This is a genomic window from Niabella soli DSM 19437 (assembly GCF_000243115.2).
In the GTDB taxonomy this organism is placed as follows: domain Bacteria; phylum Bacteroidota; class Bacteroidia; order Chitinophagales; family Chitinophagaceae; genus Niabella; species Niabella soli.
Genome location: NZ_CP007035.1, coordinates 4,249,108 through 4,266,718 on the forward strand (window position 1 = coordinate 4,249,108; position 17,611 = coordinate 4,266,718).

At 44.8% G+C, this 17,611-nt stretch carries 20 protein-coding genes; 4 read left to right on the forward strand and 16 right to left on the reverse strand.

Going from position 1 to position 17,611, the window contains the following annotated elements; all coding sequences use genetic code 11:
- Positions 1–6: 6 nt before the first annotated feature.
- From NIASO_RS17825 to NIASO_RS17850, 6 genes are read right to left on the reverse strand one after another with little or no spacing between them, the layout of a single operon-like run.
- Positions 7–396 carry a DUF1634 domain-containing protein gene (locus tag NIASO_RS17825; protein WP_008588280.1) on the reverse strand — a complete coding sequence of 130 codons (390 nt, stop codon included), beginning with the start codon at positions 394–396 and terminating at the stop codon, positions 7–9.
- Between the two features lie 5 nt (positions 397–401).
- On the reverse strand, positions 402–1,238 hold the full coding sequence (locus NIASO_RS17830) for a sulfite exporter TauE/SafE family protein (RefSeq protein WP_008588282.1): 837 nt from the start codon (positions 1,236–1,238) through the stop codon (positions 402–404).
- A 34-nt stretch (positions 1,239–1,272) separates the two neighbouring features.
- Positions 1,273–2,163 carry an ACP S-malonyltransferase gene (gene fabD, locus NIASO_RS17835; RefSeq protein WP_008588284.1) on the reverse strand — a complete coding sequence of 297 codons (891 nt, stop codon included), beginning with the start codon at positions 2,161–2,163 and terminating at the stop codon, positions 1,273–1,275.
- A 25-nt stretch (positions 2,164–2,188) separates the two neighbouring features.
- Positions 2,189–2,785 carry a GTP cyclohydrolase I FolE gene (folE, locus tag NIASO_RS17840; protein WP_008588287.1) on the reverse strand — a complete coding sequence of 199 codons (597 nt, stop codon included), beginning with the start codon at positions 2,783–2,785 and terminating at the stop codon, positions 2,189–2,191.
- An 18-nt stretch (positions 2,786–2,803) separates the two neighbouring features.
- Complete coding sequence (locus tag NIASO_RS17845) at positions 2,804–3,211, reverse strand: 6-pyruvoyl trahydropterin synthase family protein (protein ID WP_008588288.1); 408 nt, start codon at positions 3,209–3,211, stop codon at positions 2,804–2,806.
- Positions 3,212–3,235: 24 nt separating this feature from the next.
- On the reverse strand, positions 3,236–3,643 hold the full coding sequence (locus NIASO_RS17850; RefSeq protein WP_008588290.1) for a 6-pyruvoyl trahydropterin synthase family protein: 408 nt from the start codon (positions 3,641–3,643) through the stop codon (positions 3,236–3,238).
- A gap of 122 nt (positions 3,644–3,765) precedes the next feature.
- Between NIASO_RS17850 and mqnB the strand changes: the two genes are divergently transcribed.
- Together mqnB and NIASO_RS17860 are read left to right on the forward strand one after the other, a co-directional pair.
- Positions 3,766–4,419 (forward strand): futalosine hydrolase, encoded by a 654-nt coding sequence (gene mqnB / locus NIASO_RS17855; protein ID WP_008588291.1) that lies wholly within the window; start codon positions 3,766–3,768, stop codon positions 4,417–4,419.
- A complete protein-coding gene (locus NIASO_RS17860; RefSeq protein ID WP_008588294.1) occupies positions 4,416–5,231 on the forward strand; it encodes a 1,4-dihydroxy-6-naphthoate synthase in 816 nt (271 codons plus the stop codon). The genes mqnB and NIASO_RS17860 overlap by 4 nt, the downstream gene beginning before the upstream one ends.
- A gap of 66 nt (positions 5,232–5,297) precedes the next feature.
- Here the strand turns inward: NIASO_RS17860 and NIASO_RS17865 are convergent, their stop codons facing one another.
- From NIASO_RS17865 to coaBC, 3 genes are all read right to left on the reverse strand, one after another.
- Positions 5,298–6,107, reverse strand: coding sequence for an aminotransferase class IV (locus NIASO_RS17865; protein ID WP_008588296.1), 810 nt, complete (start codon positions 6,105–6,107; stop codon positions 5,298–5,300).
- Positions 6,108–6,265: 158 nt separating this feature from the next.
- Positions 6,266–6,658, reverse strand: coding sequence for a DUF4296 domain-containing protein (locus NIASO_RS17870; RefSeq protein ID WP_025299118.1), 393 nt, complete (start codon positions 6,656–6,658; stop codon positions 6,266–6,268).
- Between the two features lie 3 nt (positions 6,659–6,661).
- Positions 6,662–7,876: a bifunctional phosphopantothenoylcysteine decarboxylase/phosphopantothenate--cysteine ligase CoaBC gene (gene coaBC / locus NIASO_RS17875; protein ID WP_008588299.1), complete on the reverse strand. Its 1,215-nt coding sequence runs from the start codon at positions 7,874–7,876 to the stop codon at positions 6,662–6,664.
- 51 nt (positions 7,877–7,927) lie between these two features.
- Between coaBC and NIASO_RS20260 the strand changes: the two genes are divergently transcribed.
- Positions 7,928–8,074: a hypothetical protein gene (locus NIASO_RS20260; protein WP_008588301.1), complete on the forward strand. Its 147-nt coding sequence runs from the start codon at positions 7,928–7,930 to the stop codon at positions 8,072–8,074.
- On the opposite strand, the gene NIASO_RS17880 is transcribed toward NIASO_RS20260, so the two are convergent.
- From NIASO_RS17880 to NIASO_RS17900, 5 genes are all read right to left on the reverse strand, one after another.
- Entirely contained in the window at positions 8,071–8,412 is a 342-nt protein-coding gene (locus NIASO_RS17880) for a DNA-directed RNA polymerase subunit omega (RefSeq protein ID WP_008588303.1), read from the reverse strand. The genes NIASO_RS20260 and NIASO_RS17880 overlap by 4 nt on opposite strands.
- Positions 8,387–9,205, reverse strand: coding sequence for an outer membrane protein assembly factor BamD (locus NIASO_RS17885; protein WP_008588305.1), 819 nt, complete (start codon positions 9,203–9,205; stop codon positions 8,387–8,389). The genes NIASO_RS17880 and NIASO_RS17885 overlap by 26 nt, the downstream gene beginning before the upstream one ends.
- A gap of 100 nt (positions 9,206–9,305) precedes the next feature.
- Positions 9,306–10,109 (reverse strand): uroporphyrinogen-III synthase, encoded by an 804-nt coding sequence (locus NIASO_RS17890; protein ID WP_008588306.1) that lies wholly within the window; start codon positions 10,107–10,109, stop codon positions 9,306–9,308.
- Between the two features lie 35 nt (positions 10,110–10,144).
- Positions 10,145–11,578, reverse strand: a complete 1,434-nt coding sequence (locus NIASO_RS17895) for a DUF4271 domain-containing protein (RefSeq protein WP_008588308.1) — start codon at positions 11,576–11,578, stop codon at positions 10,145–10,147.
- 621 nt (positions 11,579–12,199) lie between these two features.
- Positions 12,200–14,107: a S9 family peptidase gene (locus tag NIASO_RS17900; RefSeq protein WP_025299119.1), complete on the reverse strand. Its 1,908-nt coding sequence runs from the start codon at positions 14,105–14,107 to the stop codon at positions 12,200–12,202.
- A 226-nt stretch (positions 14,108–14,333) separates the two neighbouring features.
- Between NIASO_RS17900 and hemW the strand changes: the two genes are divergently transcribed.
- Positions 14,334–15,455 (forward strand): radical SAM family heme chaperone HemW, encoded by a 1,122-nt coding sequence (hemW, locus tag NIASO_RS17905; protein ID WP_025299120.1) that lies wholly within the window; start codon positions 14,334–14,336, stop codon positions 15,453–15,455.
- Between the two features lie 63 nt (positions 15,456–15,518).
- Here the strand turns inward: hemW and NIASO_RS17910 are convergent, their stop codons facing one another.
- Complete coding sequence (locus NIASO_RS17910) at positions 15,519–16,559, reverse strand: NAD(P)H-dependent glycerol-3-phosphate dehydrogenase (RefSeq protein ID WP_008588316.1); 1,041 nt, start codon at positions 16,557–16,559, stop codon at positions 15,519–15,521.
- Between the two features lie 148 nt (positions 16,560–16,707).
- Complete coding sequence (locus tag NIASO_RS17915) at positions 16,708–17,466, reverse strand: SDR family NAD(P)-dependent oxidoreductase (RefSeq protein ID WP_008588317.1); 759 nt, start codon at positions 17,464–17,466, stop codon at positions 16,708–16,710.
- Positions 17,467–17,611 lie beyond the last annotated feature (145 nt).

The window sequence follows — 17,611 nt, forward strand, 5'->3', positions numbered from 1 at the left end:
TCCGTTTTAATGGCTGTAACCCAATATAACGCTTGTAGCAATGATGGCGATAACAATTAAGGTGATGGCCACGTACAAATAATCCTTCTCCGCAAGGAAAGAGAATAAGGACAACACCAACCGCAGGGCGGGGGTTAAAAAAAGGATAATAATGCCTGCAAAGATGATTGACCTGCCGCTGCCGGCTTTCAGGCCTTCAACAATTTCTTTAGCCAATTGCCCCAGGTTTTTGTCCTGTTCAATAAACTGTTCGTAGTGCACGGTTTCATGGGCATGCCGGCTCAAATAAAAGCCACCACCTATCGCAGCTACGGTTAGTGCCAGCAACACGCCGTAACGTAGCAGGTTGCCGATGATCGTTTGTAAAGTTTTATCTGTAAAATTATTTTTTTGCATAAGGATTACATTTTACCAAAAAGACCGTTGTAGATCATATTTATTGCCAACAGCAAAATAAGAATGGCAAAGAAAAGCCGCAATTTTTGAGGGTTAGACCGCAGGAGGATACGGGAGCCGGTCATGGAGCCAAACAACACGCCAATCATTGTAGGCATGCAAATAGCGGGCTGAATATATCCTTTTTGTAAATAGATAACGGTGCTGGCGATGGCGGTAACACCCATCATAAAATTGCTGGTGGTGGTAGATACCTTAAAGGGGATTTTCATGATATTGTCCATGGCAATAACTTTAAAAGCCCCTGATCCAATGCCTAAAAGTCCTGACATCATGCCGGCCAATCCCATCATGCCAAAGCCGCCCAGCACGTTTTTTGTTCCGTATGCGATTGGCTTGCCGTTTTCATCGGGATAACTGCCGTTTAATTTCAGTTTTTGCGCCAGGGGGCTGGAACGGGTCAGCAGATGCTCTTCTTTTTTTCTTAAGGAATTGATAGAAGAGAAGATGAGCGTTAAGCCAAAGAGCACGGCTATTAACGAGCCGGGAGCAATGGAAGCGATCAGGGCTCCTGATACAGCCCCCAGCGTGGTGGCTATTTCAAGGAAAATACCCAGCCGCATATTGGTGATGCCCTCTCTTACATAGGCCGCGGCAGATCCGGAGGAAGTGGCAATTACGGAAACCAGCGCCGCACCAATAGCGTAATGGATATCTACCCCCAGGCCGATCGTTAAAAGCGGAATGATGATGATGCCGCCGCCCAGTCCCGATAAAGAACCGATCGTTCCGGCAGCAAAGGCGCCCGCAAACATGATCAATGTAAATAGCAATACTGTCATCTTCCTTTATTTATTCTACAAAAAAAATGGGGTTTTAACTAACCCCATTTACTTCAACTTCTTTATTTATTTTTTGTATCAGCCCCTGTAACACTTTACCCGGCCCCGCCTCCGTAAATCGGGTTGCGCCATTGGCGATCATTTCCTGTACGCTTTGGGTCCATCGTACCGCACCGGTCAATTGAGCAATAAGGTTGACCTTGATCTCCTCCTTATCCATAACAGGCTTGGCAACCACATTCTGATAGATCGGGCAGGCCGGTTGGTGAAACGATGTTTTTTCAATGGCCGCCTGCAATTCCTTGCGTGCCGGCTCCATCAGCGGGGAATGAAAGGCGCCGCCCACCGGCAATATCAGCGCCCGCTTGGCGCCTGCAGCTTTCATACGCTCCACGGCAATGTTAATGCCGTTTAAGGTGCCGCTGATTACGAGCTGCCCGGGGCAGTTGTAATTGGCAGGAACTACTATTTCACCTGTTTCCTTCTGTATCGCTTTGCAGATCTCTTCAACTTTTTCATCAGGAAGGTTCAGAACAGCCGCCATCGTGGAAGGTTGCAGCTCACAGGCTTTTTGCATGGCATTAGCCCGTACGGCTACCAGTTGCAGTGCATCTTCAAATGCCAGAACGTTATTCGCCACCAGGGCGGAAAACTCACCCAGCGAATGCCCGGCTACCATGTCCGGGTTATTATCTTCCATTGCTTTATAGGCAACGATCGAGTGCAGAAATACCGCCGGCTGTGTGACTTTTGTCTCCTTCAGCTCATCGGCTGTGCCGTTAAACATAATATCGGAAATGCGAAACCCTAATACTTCATTACCCTGCTCAAAAAGTCTTTTTGCAAAAGTGCTGTTTTCATAGTGCTCTTTTCCCATCCCCGTAAACTGCGATCCCTGCCCGGGAAATACCACTGCATGCTTCATATTCACTAAATTTATTTTGGTTGTTTTAACTTAAACGTGCGCTGATCAGTTTCATAAACTCACTCCGGGTGGAATCCTTTTCAAACTCCCCGAAGAATGCCGAGGTGGTCGTTTCCGAGTTTTGCTTCTGCACACCGCGCATCATCATACACAGGTGTTTGGCTTCTATCACCACGGCAACACCCAGCGGGTTCAGCGTTTCTTTAATAGCATTCATAATTTGTACGGTCAGGCGCTCCTGTACCTGCAACCGGTGCGAAAATACATCTACTACCCGCGCTATTTTACTCAAACCGGTGATCCACCCGTTGGGGATATAAGCCACATGCGCTTTTCCAAAAAAAGGCAGCATATGATGTTCGCAAAGACTGTACAGTTCAATATCCTTTACGATGATCATTTCACTTACCTCCTCATGAAATTTGGCGGAATTAATGATGGCATGCGCATCCATATAATACCCCTGGGTAAGCACCTGCATGGCCTTGGCCACCCGCTCGGGCGTTTTCAGCAGGCCTTCACGCTCCGGATCTTCACCGAGGTGCGCAATAACACTTTGGTAGTTCCCGATCAGGGCATTGGTTACCGTTTCATCATATTGTTCTGTTCTTTTATATGCCATGCTCCTGATAATTTAATTTCAAGCCGGATATTCAACAAAATTTCTTGGCGTTTCATACAAACGGATCTGTAAATCATGCTCCGGGTTAATATGCGGCCGCAAAATAGTATAAATAACGATCGCAATATTTTCAGCGGTCGGATTCATCGTTTTAAATACTTCAGTATCCAGGTTCAGGTTGCGATGATCGAACTGTTCTAACACCTCCTTATTTACCAGGGCGCTCAGTTGTTTCATATCCATTACAAACCCTGTTACCGGGTCCACTTCCCCCGTAACTTTTATTTCCAGTTCATAATTATGACCGTGATAATGAGGAAGCGAACATTTGCCAAAAACCTTTTCATTGGTAGCATCATCCCACGCAGGGTTAAATAACCGGTGCGCAGCGTTGAAATGTTCTCTTCTGAAAACAGCGACCTTCATATTGGATAAACGTAAGTAGCAAACTTAACCAAAATACTCCACATAAATTCTTGGGGTTTCATAGAGTTTTATGCAATGTAACAACACGCCCTGGGGTAAATGCGGCGCAAGCTCCTTCCAGATGCCAATGGCCAGGTTCTCGGTACTGCACAATTTCCCTTTCATAAAATCAACATCCTCATTCAGGTTCCTGTGGTCCAACTGCTCTATTACCCGCTCTTTGATCAGCTCACTCAGCTTTTTTACATCATATACAAAACCGGTATCCGGATCTGGATCCCCTTTTATGGTTATATAAAGTTCATAGTTATGGCCATGCCAGTTTTTATTGGCACATTTTCCAAACACCTGCTCATTTTGTTCTTCTGACCAATTGGGATTGAAGAGTTTATGCGCGGCATTAAAATGTTCTATTCGCGTGAGATATACCATAGAGGCTGCAAAATTATCGTTTTTTAAGAAGATAAGGAGCGTTAATTATTTTAAATGAGGCAGCTTTGGTAAATTTGCCGGGCAGCAAACAATCTTTTTGATTGTTTTATTGTTAACGTATTATGAATGTATTAGTTGTAGCAGCAACAAAACTGGAGATCCCGCAGGTGTTGCAATTTTCAAAAAAACAGCCGGCCGTTGATGTTTTAATAACGGGAATCGGGGAAGTAGCTACCACTTATGCGATTACACAGGCACTGGCCAGGAAAAAATATGAGTTGCTGTTGCAGGTAGGGATCGCCGGTAGCTTTTCCAGAATAATGCCCTTAGGATCGGCAGTGGTAGTAGGTGCTGATTGTTTTGGCGACCTGGGTGTGTTTGAAGGGAAAGCGTTTCGTTCCGTTTTCGACCTGGGACTTACCTTGCCGAACGAAAAGCCTTTTAACCAGGGAGCGTTGCAAAATCCTCATAAACGCCTGTTAAAGGATACCGGGCTGCCGGTAGTAAAGGGGGTAACTGTAAACGAGATAACAACAAACAAAAAGACAAGGGATTATTTTGCGGGGAAATTGGAGGCGGTTGTTGAATCGATGGAAGGCGCTGCCTTTCATTATGTGGCGCTTAAAGAAAAAATACCCTTTCTCCAGTTGAGAACGATCTCAAACTATGTGGGGGAACGGGATAAAACAAAATGGAAATTAAAGGAGTCTGTCGACGTGCTGAATAAAACTGCAGAACAGTTCTTAGTACGCCTGACAAAAAAAGTACACGAATGAAATTAAGAATTGGGTTTTCCCCCTGTCCGAATGATACATTTATTTTTGATGCGCTGGTAAATGGTCAAATTGATACGGGGGACCTTGAATTTGAAACGGTATTGGAGGATGTGGAAACGCTTAACCGATGGGCACTGGAAGGGAAACTGGATATTACTAAACTTAGCTTTCCCGCTTACTTTAAAACGGCGGGTCATTATGAGTTGCTCAGGGCCGGCAGTGCGTTAGGAAAAGGGGTGGGGCCATTGCTGATCGCTAATAGCAATAAAAAGTTTGCTGAAGCCGATATAAACAAGGCAAAAATACTGTTACCCGGCATTAACACCACGGCTCATTTATTATTTAGCTTCGCCTACCCCAATGCAAAAAATAAAACCTTTGGTGTTTTTCATGAGATAGAAGATGGGGTAAAAAGCGGCGATGCAGATCTGGGGGTCATTATTCATGAGAACCGCTTTACCTACCAGGACAAAGGACTTTTTAAGGTGACCGACCTGGGAGAATACTGGGAAACAAAGATGAAGGCACCTATTCCACTAGGGGGGATCGTGATAAGAAAAGACCTGGGCAGGGGATTGTATAATGAAGTGAACGCGCTGATAAAAGAAAGCCTCGAGCATTCCTTTACTAATTACCCGGCGATTACCGAATATGTAAAAGAGCATGCCCAGGCGATGAGTGAAACGGTGATGCGCAAGCATATTGACCTTTATGTAAATGACTATAGTCTTGATCTGGGTGCAGACGGCAGTAAAGCGGTGGAAACACTTTCGGGAGTGTACCAGAAAATAGCTGCTGCGAGTGAAGCATAAGGCGCAGGGATAGTTGCGCTGATCCGCTCGTTCTCCGCGATCTATTGCTATAATAAATCATAAACGCTATCCAAAAGGATCCCTGCCTTTTGTGAAAAATTGCCTGCGGGTAAGTGTATCGGCATATATACGATCGTCAAGTTGCTGCACCCGTTGAACACCTCTTAATGCATTGGTAAGAAAAATTTCGTCGGCCTCTTTGAGCATTTCAATAGTACAGGATTGCTCCCGGATTAACGGATCCTGTTCCAGTAAAAAAGACCGGAAAACGCCCGCAATACATCCATCCTGCAAAGGCGGCGTTGCGGTTATTCCATCTTTTATCCAGAACATATTTGAAATGATCGATTCAATAATTTGCCCGCCGGTATTCAGGATCAGGCAGTCGTTCAGGCCCCGTTCGGTGCAATATTGACCCGCCCTGCTGTAAATAAAAGCGCTTGATAATTTCAGGGAGGAATAAGGCGAGGCTTCTTTTTGCAGTTCCCGGTACAGCCCTAATTTCAGGCCGGAGGCTGCCGTTTGTGGTGTGTAAGCGGTTGCCTCGATCAGGTAATGCAAGGCAGTATGCTCAAACAGGGTACCTTCCCCATGCGAAAAGGAAAGGCGCACTCTCGCATTGTTACTGCAATTATTTAAGGCGCATAATTCCAGGATCTGGCCGAATAAAGCATCAAGGGAAACCGGTAATTCATATCGCAACAGCATCAGGCTTTTTTCGATGCGGGCCTTGTGAAATACATGTAAGGGGATCTTCCCGTTAAAAACCCTTATGGTTTCGAAAAAACCATCGCCATAGCGATAACCTTTATTCGCCGCATGAATAACGGGATCAGTTGCCGTTGCAAATTTTCCATTAACACATAAAAAGTTCATAAGGCATTTTACTTGGAATAATTCCACCAAATAGATATACTGGGTTGGCCGCTTTCAAGAATACATACACGTTGAAATACATAAGTTTTTATGTTTCCTGTTTTATGATCAAACGCTGTGTGCCTATGCGGTTTATATTTGGTGATAATGATCATCTGTTATTTGATGGCCTGCGCCGCTCTTGCGGAGTCGGAAGTGTTAGGCCGAAGCCCCTGTTCTTTGGTTTGCCGGCTCTTTATCGAATCCAGCATCGCGATGTAAACATCCGGTCGCTGTTGATAGTAATCAAGACTGTTAAAGAACTCTTTTTTGGTTACTTTGTGCAAGCTGAATATTTTGTTAAGCACTTCCTGGTTAACCGCCGCGCGATTAAGTTGCGGATATTTATAGTATATGTTACTGTTAACGAAATCACTCCCTTTCGCAACATCCCACAATACGGCTTCCATCTTGTCCTGCGGCAAAATTCCTTTTGGGCGCCCGCAGGCGGTCATCAGAAAAAAGCCCACAGATAGCGCCAAAACTCGTTTTATAAAAATAGGTTGCTGCATTTTTTAAACTGTTTGAACTGCATGGTCGTGTAATACCGCGTCAATAATATCCCGCGCAATTTCATTTTTTGATTTTGTATCGAAGGAGTATTTTTCGCCCTTCCCCGAATAGATGGTTATTTTGTTGCTGTCTGCGCCAAATGCAACGCCGTCATTTAAAGAATTCATTATGATGTAATCGGCGTTTTTTTTCCTAAGCTTCTCCAATGCGTTGACTTCCTCGTTATTGGTCTCCAGCGCAAAGCCCACCAATAATTGGTGTGCCGATTTGAGAGCGCCCAGACTGGCAAGAATGTCTTTGGTTTTTACCAGGTTCAGGTCCAGGCCGCCCTCCTGTTTTTTTATTTTAATATCGCTTACCCGGGCAGGCCGGTAATCCGCAACAGCAGCGGCCATTATTGCAATATCGCTTGTTTTAAAATGCTCCAGGCATGCCTGGTACATTTCTTCGGCGGCAATAACGTTTATCACCGTAATGCCCAGCAGGTCCTGTTTCAGGATCTCAGGGGCAGGCCCCAGTACCAGGGTTACATCGGCCCCGCGCCGCCGGCATTCGATGGCGAGCGCATAGCCCATTTTCCCGGAAGAATGATTGCCGATAAAACGCACCGGGTCAATCGCCTCATGCGTTGGGCCGGCAGTGATCAATATTTTTTTCCCGGAGAGATCCTGTTGTTGCCTGGCGGCGAAAAAAGCCTCTATATACCGGATGATCTGCTCCGGTTCTTCCATCCGCCCCTCGCCAATAAGCCCACTGGCCAGTTCGCCATGATGGGGCGCCAACACTATATTGCCAAACGATTTTATAGTTTCGATATTTTTCTTTGTGGCGGGATGTTGCCACATGTCTTCATCCATTGCAGGCGAAACCATCACCGGGCAGGTTGCCGAAAGATACACCGATAACAATAGGTTATCGCAATGCCCGTTTGCCATTTTTGCAAGCGTATTGCAGCTCAGCGGGGCAATAAGCAGCAGATCGGCCCACCGGCCCAATGCCACGTGGTTGGCCCAGGTATTACCGGTGGCCAAATCCGTCAATACTTCTTTTTTTGAAAGAGTAGCAAGGGTGAGCGGTGTAACAAATTCTTTTGCTGCAGGGGTCATGATAACCTGCACTTCGGCTTTTGCTTTCACCAGCAGCCGTACCAGGTGCACTATTTTATACGCCGCAATGCTGCCGCTGACGCCAATGAGTATTTTTTTTCCTGCAAACATTTTTCAAAAATACGCTTTCAATATTGAATATTCATCTCCCCAAAACTGCCAATGAACAAAATCAAAAAATATAAACAACTATTCCCGTCTTCCCGCTTTACCGGCAAAAACGCTTTTAGTAACGGATTAAAAACAAAAAAACCACAGCAAACCATGTTCACTGTGGTAACTATTTATAAAATAATGTATTGCAACTAGCTGAACAATTCGTCCTCTGCTTTACGATAGTAGATCTTATCATCTAAAAATTCCTGGGTAGCCAACAGTGCCGGGTTCGGCATTCTTTCATAAGCCCGGGAAATCTCGATCTGCTCTTTATTTTCGTGAATCTCTTCCAGTGTATCGGTGTGACTGGCAAATTCATCCAGTTTATTATGCAACTCTTCTTTGATGGAAATATTGATCTGATTGGCACGTTTGGCAACAATGGAAATAGACTCGTAAATATTACCCGTCTTGTTTTTTATTTCCTGCAGGCTTTTTGTTTCAACACTGCTGGGGGTGCCTACGCTAAGATGCCTTCTTAATTTGCTCATTATGATTTAATTTTTGTATTTGTGAATTGGAAAGTTCCGAGTATTTCTCAACATCAGCCTTATATTTACTATCTGGGAACCGGTCTAAAAATTCCTGGCATTTGGTAACTACATCGGTAAAACGCTCTGCCTTTTTATCCATAACACTTGCTTCTGCAAATTGATAATAAGCTTTTACAGACTGGAGTTTGTATTCATCTGCATTGCTGGATTCAGGAAAGTTTTCAAGCAAAGTAGCAAAACTTACACCGGCAGCCCGGTAGTAGCCCATGTCGTAATAAAGCTTTGCGCTCTTATAATCTTTAAGTTCTTTTTTCTTCCATAATTCTTCCACAATCCGGTTGGCATCTGCCAGGCGCACGGAATTCGGATGGGTGTTAATAAAGGTCTGCATCGCGCCAATTGCCTTATTGGTATTGGTTTGATCCAATTCCGCTTTTGGAGACTGCAGGTAAAAGAGATAGGCCCTCATGTATTCCATTTCTTCATACTTGGGGCTATTGGGAAAGCTTTCCAGGAAGGTCTTGAAATAGTTTTCCGCCATGGTATAATCCTTCTGGTAATACGCGGCGTACGCATACTTATAATAAATATCCTGGTATTGCGGTGTTGTTTTATAATAGGGGAGAATGTCTTCGTATACCTGCTGGGCTTTCCCGTATTTCTTTTTTGCATAAAAATCCTCCGCCATTTTCAGCTTGTAGGCGGGATCTTTACTTTTTAAAATTTTATTCATGCCGGGCCCGCAGGACGACAAAAAGAACAACGTAAAAATGAATACGAAAAATCTCATAAAGTGTGCAAAGTTAACTATAACCCTGCAAATATTAATAAAAACCTTAGCCACTCAAAAAATGAGTAGTTAAGTTTTTGATAAAGAGGCTGGTGCGGTATTATTTCCCGTGGGATGCCGATAAAAACTGATCCAGCGCCGTGATCATGCTGGGCGTTTTGGGCGAAGGTGCCGTTATAACCGGTTTTAAACCGGCTTTTAGCGCAGCATCCTTGGTGTTGTCTCCAAAAGTGCCGATCACCGTTTTATCCTGCTTAAATTCAGGGAAATTGTCAAACCAGCTTTTAATGCCGCTGGGAGTAAAAAAGCAAAGGACGTCAAATTTTTTGCTTTCAAGCGTCTTTTTTACGTCATTGCTCCTTGTACGGTACATAAAAGCGAGATCAAAAGTGCATTCATGCTGCTTTAACCAGCTTATTATTTCATTATCTTGTTGATTCTCAGAGCAAACGTATAAAAAATTGAGATTCTCTTTGTGTTTATTGATCACATCCAGCAGGCTTTTATTGCTGCCGTCCGCCCCGTAAAAAACTTTTCGTTTGCGGTAAAGGATAAATTTTTGCAGGTACAGCGCAACGGCTTCCGTAATGCAAAAATATTTGGTATCCTGCGAAACGCTTATTTTCATTTCCTCACAGGTTCTAAAGAAATGATCGATAGCGTTCCTGCTGGTGAAAATGACGCCGGTATAAGTAGCAATGCTGATCTTTTGCCGTCTGAAGTCTTTTCCGGAAATAGGTTCCAGCGCAATCAGGGCCTCAAAATCGAGCGTAACATCGTATTTCTTTTCAAGATCGAAATAAGGTGATTTTTCGGTCTTCGGTCTTGGCTGGCTGATGAGTATGTTCTTAACTTTTCCAGCGTCGCGTTTCGAAAGGGGTTTCGTTGCTAAGTTACTTGACATTAAATTTCCTAAATTGGGTGCAAAGGTAAACTATTCTATTTTAAAAAAAGTAAAATAAACTTATAGATAACAAACGCCGGCAATAACTCAAATGCGGCAAAGTACAAAAGAAAATGCAGCAGGTTGATGCGTTTGTTTTTTTGTACCATTTGTACGGTCACCAAAAAGCGATAAAGGAATAAAGCACCCAACATCACCCAGCTCAGGGCCCAGGTGATCGTTTTTATTCCCGTTCCGCCCAATGCCACAATTATAATTACCGGTAGCAGAAAAAGCGTGATGATCTTATTTACCAAAAAAATAAGAAAGATATAGGCATCGGTCAGATTTTGCATATTGAACAGCCAGCCGATGAGTTTTAACAAAAAGAATTTTGCCAGATAGATGAAAGCAATAAAAATCACCGCCACACTAAAGAGCTGCCATATGGGGTAATCTATTTTCTTTAAAGGCAACTGCTGCGACAGTAAGGTGAGATAAAAACCTGCAACCAGTGTAAATAAAATGTTGAATAAAAAAGAGGGTAGCGTATCCTGACTTAATTGTTGCTGCAATTGCCGTTGCTTTAGCGTACGCTTAAAGAACAGCGTGGTAAGGTCCTCAAAATATTTGGAAAAGGAGGTCTTAAAGCCTGCAAACAATAGTAAAATACCTGCCAGGGTATAGAAATAAATCTCTTTTCCGGGATGTGGCGCACGTATGCTATAGGGTGTGATAATGGGCTTTTCGGCCATTGCAAAGTAGGGGTGTTTGGAAAGGATCTTCCAGTAAAGCCTGTAATTATGGATCAACTCGGCCAGTTGCCTGTTCTTTTGCAGGCTATCGGCTATTGCCGCTTTAAGTTTTGCCGAATCGACCGCCTGCGTCGTGTCCTTTCGATGATGGATGGCGATGGAGGGGGTCGTTTTTGACAGCGAGTCCTTTTTTATATGGTGCGGGCGCGCCGTTGCCGGGACCAGTCCTTTTTTTAAGGATGTTGAATCGCGCCGCAACTTATGCGGTTGCGGGCTATCTGCCAGTTTTTTTGCAGTAAGCGAGTCCTGCGGTAATACAGGTTTTGCACGCTTTTTATGAACCGGCTTTACAGCATGTTTTGTTGTATCGTTTTTGGGCAACAACACATTTCTTTTCGTTTCACTGTCTCCGGTTACTTCCTTTTTTTTAGGGGTCGATTTCGTTGCCGTTTTTGATGAAGACTCGCCCGGAACTGCTTTCCGGGTTGCCGGTTTTGTGGTTGATTGACCTTTAGTTGCTTTTTGCGTTGCCGGTTTTGACGATTGTTCTTTTTCTTTAACCGGTTTTTGTGTTACCGTCTTGTTGTCGGTCTGTTTGGCTGCCGGCTTTTTTTGTGCCGGCTTTGCTTTCGGTTTGGCTGTTTGCGAGCGGTGTTTTACACTATCTTTCGTCTGCGCCTGCAAACTGCTTCCAAAAAAGAGGGTACAAAATAATATGATCAATATCCGGGTCAACCTACAATGCCTTTCTGCAAAAATAGTACCCCTGTGTTAATAAAATTGAAAAAGATGCGGGACTGTGGCGTGAACGCATGCAAAGCCGCGAATGCACGAATAATTAGCTATTCGTGCATTCTGTACAACAAAACCGTTGAAATTAATTTTTTTGGCCCGCAGATTTACGCATCCCGGTAGCTATGGCATGTGCGTCAAGATAAAGAACACAATTCAGGCGCTGTAAGCGCCGCGTGTTTATAGTATTCATGATCATCTACGCAACGCATCGGCTCCGTCAGGTGCCGCGTAAACACGGGGCGTCCTACGGAGCCCGAACAAATGCCATTGCGATTGCTATAAACACAACGCTCCTAACGGAGCGGAAATGGCTCAAATACTGGGTATAGTTGCAGTTCCAGCAGATTGAATCTAGCGCTTAGCTTGACGTACATGCGATAGCTATCGGGACCGCTATCGACGCGGCGCGGATTATCCTTCATTCTTCTGCGATATTCTGCTTCCGATAAATCGGAATGCGGGAGACCTTTTGTCCCGCTGATCTGCCGGGATAAGTTTCGTTGTATCCTTAAATCATGCTGCAACGCAGAACAATCGAATTCGTGGCTGTTATTTAGCTTTTCAAAGGGTTTCCTTCAGCCACCCAAAGAATTCGCGCTGCCAGGTAAGTGCGTTTTGCGGTTTTAAAACCCAATGGTTTTCATCGGGGAAATACAGGAATTTACTTTTAATACCTCTTAACTGTGCGGCCTGGAAAGCGCCTTGTCCCTGCTCAATGGGCACGCGATAATCTTTACCTCCCTGAACGATCATAATAGGGGTATCCCAATTGGCTACGAAATTAGAAGGGGATGCTGCATAGGAGCGCTGGGCCGCAGCATTATTCTTTTCCCAATAATAGCCGCCCTTTTCCCAGTTTTCAAACCACAGCTCGTCAGTAGTGCCCGTCATGCTTACAAAATCAAAAACACCGTCGTGGGCAATAAAAGTTTTAAAACGTTTCTGATGCCGTCCTGCCAGTTCAAAAACTGAAAATCCTCCGAAACTGGCGCCCACAGCGCCACGACGGTCCTTATCAACAAAGGGCTCTTTTGAAATATCATCAATAGCGTCCAGGTAGTCCTGGATCACTTTTCCGCCCCAGTCCTTGCTCACTGCTGCATTCCATTCGGTGCCAAAACCCGGCATCCCGCGTCTTGAGGGAACTACTACTATATATCCTTGTGAGGCGATCAGTTGGAAGTTCCAGCGATAAGAAAAGAATTGTGTGGTTGCCGATTGGGGGCCGCCCTGGCAATATAAGAGTGTCGGGTACTTTTTGTTTTTATCAAAATCCGGCGGATAAACGATCCACTCCATCATTTTTTTATTGTCGGCCGTTTTTATCCAGCGGCGCTCAGACTTCACTTTTGCGATGTTCTGATAGGCATCATCGTTTACATGGGTCAGTTGTGTTAAGCTGCCCGTTTTAATGTTGAGCTTATAGACCTCCGCTGCGCGGGAAATGTCTTCTTTTGCTACGATCAGCTCATCACCCGTCTGGGCAACGATTTTATTAATATCAAAATCTCCCTTTGAAAGCTGCTGAATACGGGGCAGCATGCGGGTTAAGCCGATATCATTAACGCTGAACACCTGTTCTGTTCCGTTTACAGGCGCGATAAAGAACAGGGTCTTTCCGTCATTCCCCCAGATAAAGGACGAAACATTGATCTGGTCATTATGGCCGGTAAGGTTTACGGTATTGCCTTTCGTTTGAACCACCAGGTCATTTTTATCCGCTTCATATCCTGGTGTTTTCATTTGCAGCCAGGCCATTTTACCTTCTTTATTAAAAGCAGGAGATACATCATAGCCTTTATTGCTTTCAGTGAGGTTTTTTGTTTTCCCGGTTTCAATATCGTATTCAAAGATGTCGGTATTGGTGCTTACGGCGTAGGCGGTCCCGAATTCTTTTTTCGTAACATAAATGATCTTTTTGCTATCCGGCGACCAGATAAAATCTTCGTCCCCGCCAAAGGGCTGCTGCGGGCAGAAATAGGGTTCATCCGGCATAATATCTTTTTTTTCTCCCGCTTTGCCATTGGCATAGGGTGCAAAAAACACATGGCTGAGGTTCCCGTCGAACCATTGATCCCAATGACGGTAGTTTAGTGAAGTATATACCTGTGCCGTGGTTTTAGTCAGCTCCGGGTAGATGTCTTTTCCCAATACCTTTTTCAGTTTTACATCGGCATTGCTCAGGATATATTTTCCATCCGGGGAAATGCGGTCGTTATCCGTCAGGTTTGCGATATCGGCAACTTCCGTAGCTGCACCGCCGGCTAGCGGGATAGAATAGTTTTTGGAGTCCATTTTGTTCTCCGAGATGTTGGGGGTGCTTACTTTATAAATGAGCGACTTTTTATCTTTGGTAAGCCCGATGGGACTTACTCTTCCCAGTTTTAAAAGTGTTTCAGGAGACAGTGGTTGCTGTGCATTAGTTTGGAGCATAGAAAATGCAAATAGGGTGATCAATAACTTTTTCATCGGAGAAAATTTGCACAAATGTAGTATTCTTTGTGTATGCTTCAAGGCCATAAGCCGGGAAGGCGGCGAGGCGGTGAATCTGAAGCTGCCGAAAAACAAGACCTGTTTAATCATTGCCGGAGACTTTTTAATCTGTGAAAATCAGGGGAATCTGTGAACCCTGATTAGATTCTTTACCCGGATCCATATCATTTAGTTTAATTTTGACCTTTACAAATAATTTGTTTTGGCTGGTATTTATATTCATATTCCCTTTTGCAAACAAGCCTGTAATTACTGCAACTTTCATTTTGCAACTTCTTTACTTCATAAGGAAGAAATGGTAAAAGCCATTGTCGCAGAAGTGCGCCTGGCGGCGACGAATCGCTTTATTAAGCCTGAGCCCATCGAAACGATTTATTTTGGCGGCGGAACTCCCAGTTTACTGGAGGCGGTTGAAATGGAAGCAATACTTCAGGCAATTTATCAACAACATACAATTTCCGAAAATGCAGAAATAACCCTTGAGGCAAACCCCGATGACTTGAATGACGAAAAGCTAAGGGCATGGAAAGCTGCCGGGGTGAACCGGTTGAGTATCGGCATTCAGTCTTTTTTTGAAGAAGACCTGGTATGGATGCATCGCGCGCACAATGTAGCGCAGGCAAAAGAAGGCGTGCAACTAGCGTTGCGCTATTTTGATAATATAACGATCGACCTGATTTACGGCGTACCGGGGCTCACGGACGAACGCTGGCAACAAAACGTGGAAATGGCTCTGGCGTTTGGGGTGCCGCATCTGTCCTGTTATGCGCTTACGGTGGAACCCAAAACGCCCCTGGATAAGATGATCCGGAGGCATGAAAAGAAAGATGTTGATGGAGGCAAACAATCGGATCAGTTTTTATTGTTGATGCACTGGCTGGAGCAGGCAGGTTACGAACATTATGAGATCTCCAACTTTGCAAGACCGGGTTTTCGCAGTCGCCATAACAGCGCCTACTGGAAAGGAGTGCCTTATTTTGGACTGGGACCTTCGGCACATTCCTTTAACGGGAGGGCACGCAGGTGGAATATTGCCAACAATCAAAAATACATCCAGGCAATTGTTGCGGGACAACTGCCTTTTGAGGAAGAGCGGTTAACGCCGGTTCAAAAAACAAATGAGCTGATCATGATTGCCCTGCGGACTGCTGAGGGAATTGACACTACCCGGTTTGCGGAAGATGAAAAACTGCAGGTGCTACAACAAGCCGGTAAATATTTAGCACGTGGATGGTTATTGCAAACGGACTATTTTCTGCGACTGACGAATGAAGGAAAACTATATGCCGATGGGATTTCTGCCGATCTGTTTTTGGAAGCGTAGAGATCCTTCGACTTCGCTACGCTGCACTGAGGATGACGACGTTCTTTTAAAGAATGGATGGTGTTAGATCAAAAATGCTTCAATCTCCTCAAACCCTTTTGCGGGGGAGAGGCCTTCCCAAAGCATGCGATAAATAGTAGTAGCTATCGGCATTTCAGCGCCCACCGATTTATTGATGGAATAAATGCACTTTGATGCATTGTAGCCTTCCGCTACCATTCTTAATTCCAACTGGGTGGCTTGCACGCTATAGCCCTTGCCGATCATGTTGCCAAAGGTACGATTGCGGCTGTGCAAGGAATAGCAGGTTACCAAAAGATCGCCCAGGTAAACAGAGGCCGAATAATTGGCATATTTTTTTTCCGGGGAAGCAGTGTCTGTATGTTCGCCCACTACTATATGTTCCGCGCCCAGTTTACGCAGGAAGCCGGCCATTTCATCTGCGCTGTTAGCAATGTATACGCTTTGAAAATTGTCTCCATAATCCAGGCCATGCGCGATGCCCGCTCCTAAGGCGTAAATATTTTTTAGCACGGACGCGTATTGTACGCCCAAAATATCCGTATTAACCACCGTGTTGATAAAGGGCGATTTGAAATGCTCCGCTATTTTTAAAGCCATTGATTCGTCAATGCCCGAAAAAGTGAGATAAGAAAGTTTTTCCGCAGCAACTTCTTCCGCATGACAGGGGCCTAATACCGCAAAATAGTTTTGCAGGGGAACCTCGAAGTGCTGTTGCAGGTATTCATTCACCAGCATGTTGGCTTCGGGCAAAATTCCTTTTATTGCCGAAAGGATTTTTTTGTTCTTAAAAGCGGTTGGGGGCAGTTCAGCTAAGGTCGTTCCGATATATGCGGAAGGCGTTGCCAGGATGAGCACATCTGATTTATCTGCAACGGAAGCCAGATCAGTGGTAAGATGCAGCGACTGCGTATTCAAAATAGCTGCGGTCAGGTGTTTCGGATTATGATGCCGTTGTTTGATGAACCCGATGGTAGTATCATTACGCAGGCACCAGTTTACCTTATGTCCGTTATCTGTTAAAATTTTAACCAGGGCTGTTGCCCAACTGCCGCTGCCGGCTACTCCGAATTTTATTGCCAAATGCTAACTGTTTTTGAGCACAAAGGTACTTAATGTCAAATTAATTGTAAGGCAGCGTATGAAATCGTGAGCAATGAAAGGAGAAATGAGAGCTTCCGGTGTTTCACTCCCGATAGCTATCGGGATGATCTTTCACGATTCATCGCCATCAGTTCTTAACGGAGTAAAAAGAGTCTGCCTGTTGGGTACAGGTGATCACCAGGTCGTTAATGCAAACGTGATCAGGAAGAGTAGTGCAATAAAAAATGGTTTCAGCAACATCCGCCGCTGCCAGGGGAATCAGGCCCTCATACACTTTATCGGCTGCGATGCGATCTCCTTTGAAACGTACCATTGAAAATTCGGTATCAGCGGCACCGGGATGGATCGCTGTTACTTTAATGTGATAAGGCAGCAGGTCGATGCGCATGGCATGAGAGAGCGCGTCCACCGCATGTTTGGTGGCACAGTACATATTGCCCTGGGCATATACATATTTAGCAGCAGTGGAACCCAGATTAATAATATGCCCTCTTTTGTGCGGAACCATCAGTTGGGAAACGGCCTGTGCCACATAAGCAAAACCTTTAAGATTGGTATCGACCATGGTATCCCAATCGTCTAAGCCGGCTTTATCAAAATCATCTTTTCCTGCAGCCAGTCCCGCATTATTTATTAATACGTCTATTTTTTTCCATTTTCCCGGGAGGGTATTGATGCTGCCAAGAACAGCATCCCGGTTGCGTACATCAAAATGCAAGGGCAAAACGTCTATGTTGTATTGCGCAGCTAGCTCGGCGGCCAGTTGCTCCAGGCGCTCCAGCCTTCTGCCGGTGATGATCACATCATATTGGTTGGCTGCAAATTTGCGGGCGCATGCAGCACCAAAACCCGCCGTGGCTCCCGTGATAAAAACAATTTTATTCATAGCAAATAGATTTAAAGGGGATGATAAAAAAACACTTTTTGGCCGGTAAGGCGGTAAGTTTTAAAAAGTTGAGCGGCAATTTTTCCGGCATCCGGGCTTCCAGGCTTTTGATGGCCCCATTTAGTAATGCAAAGGAACGGATCAA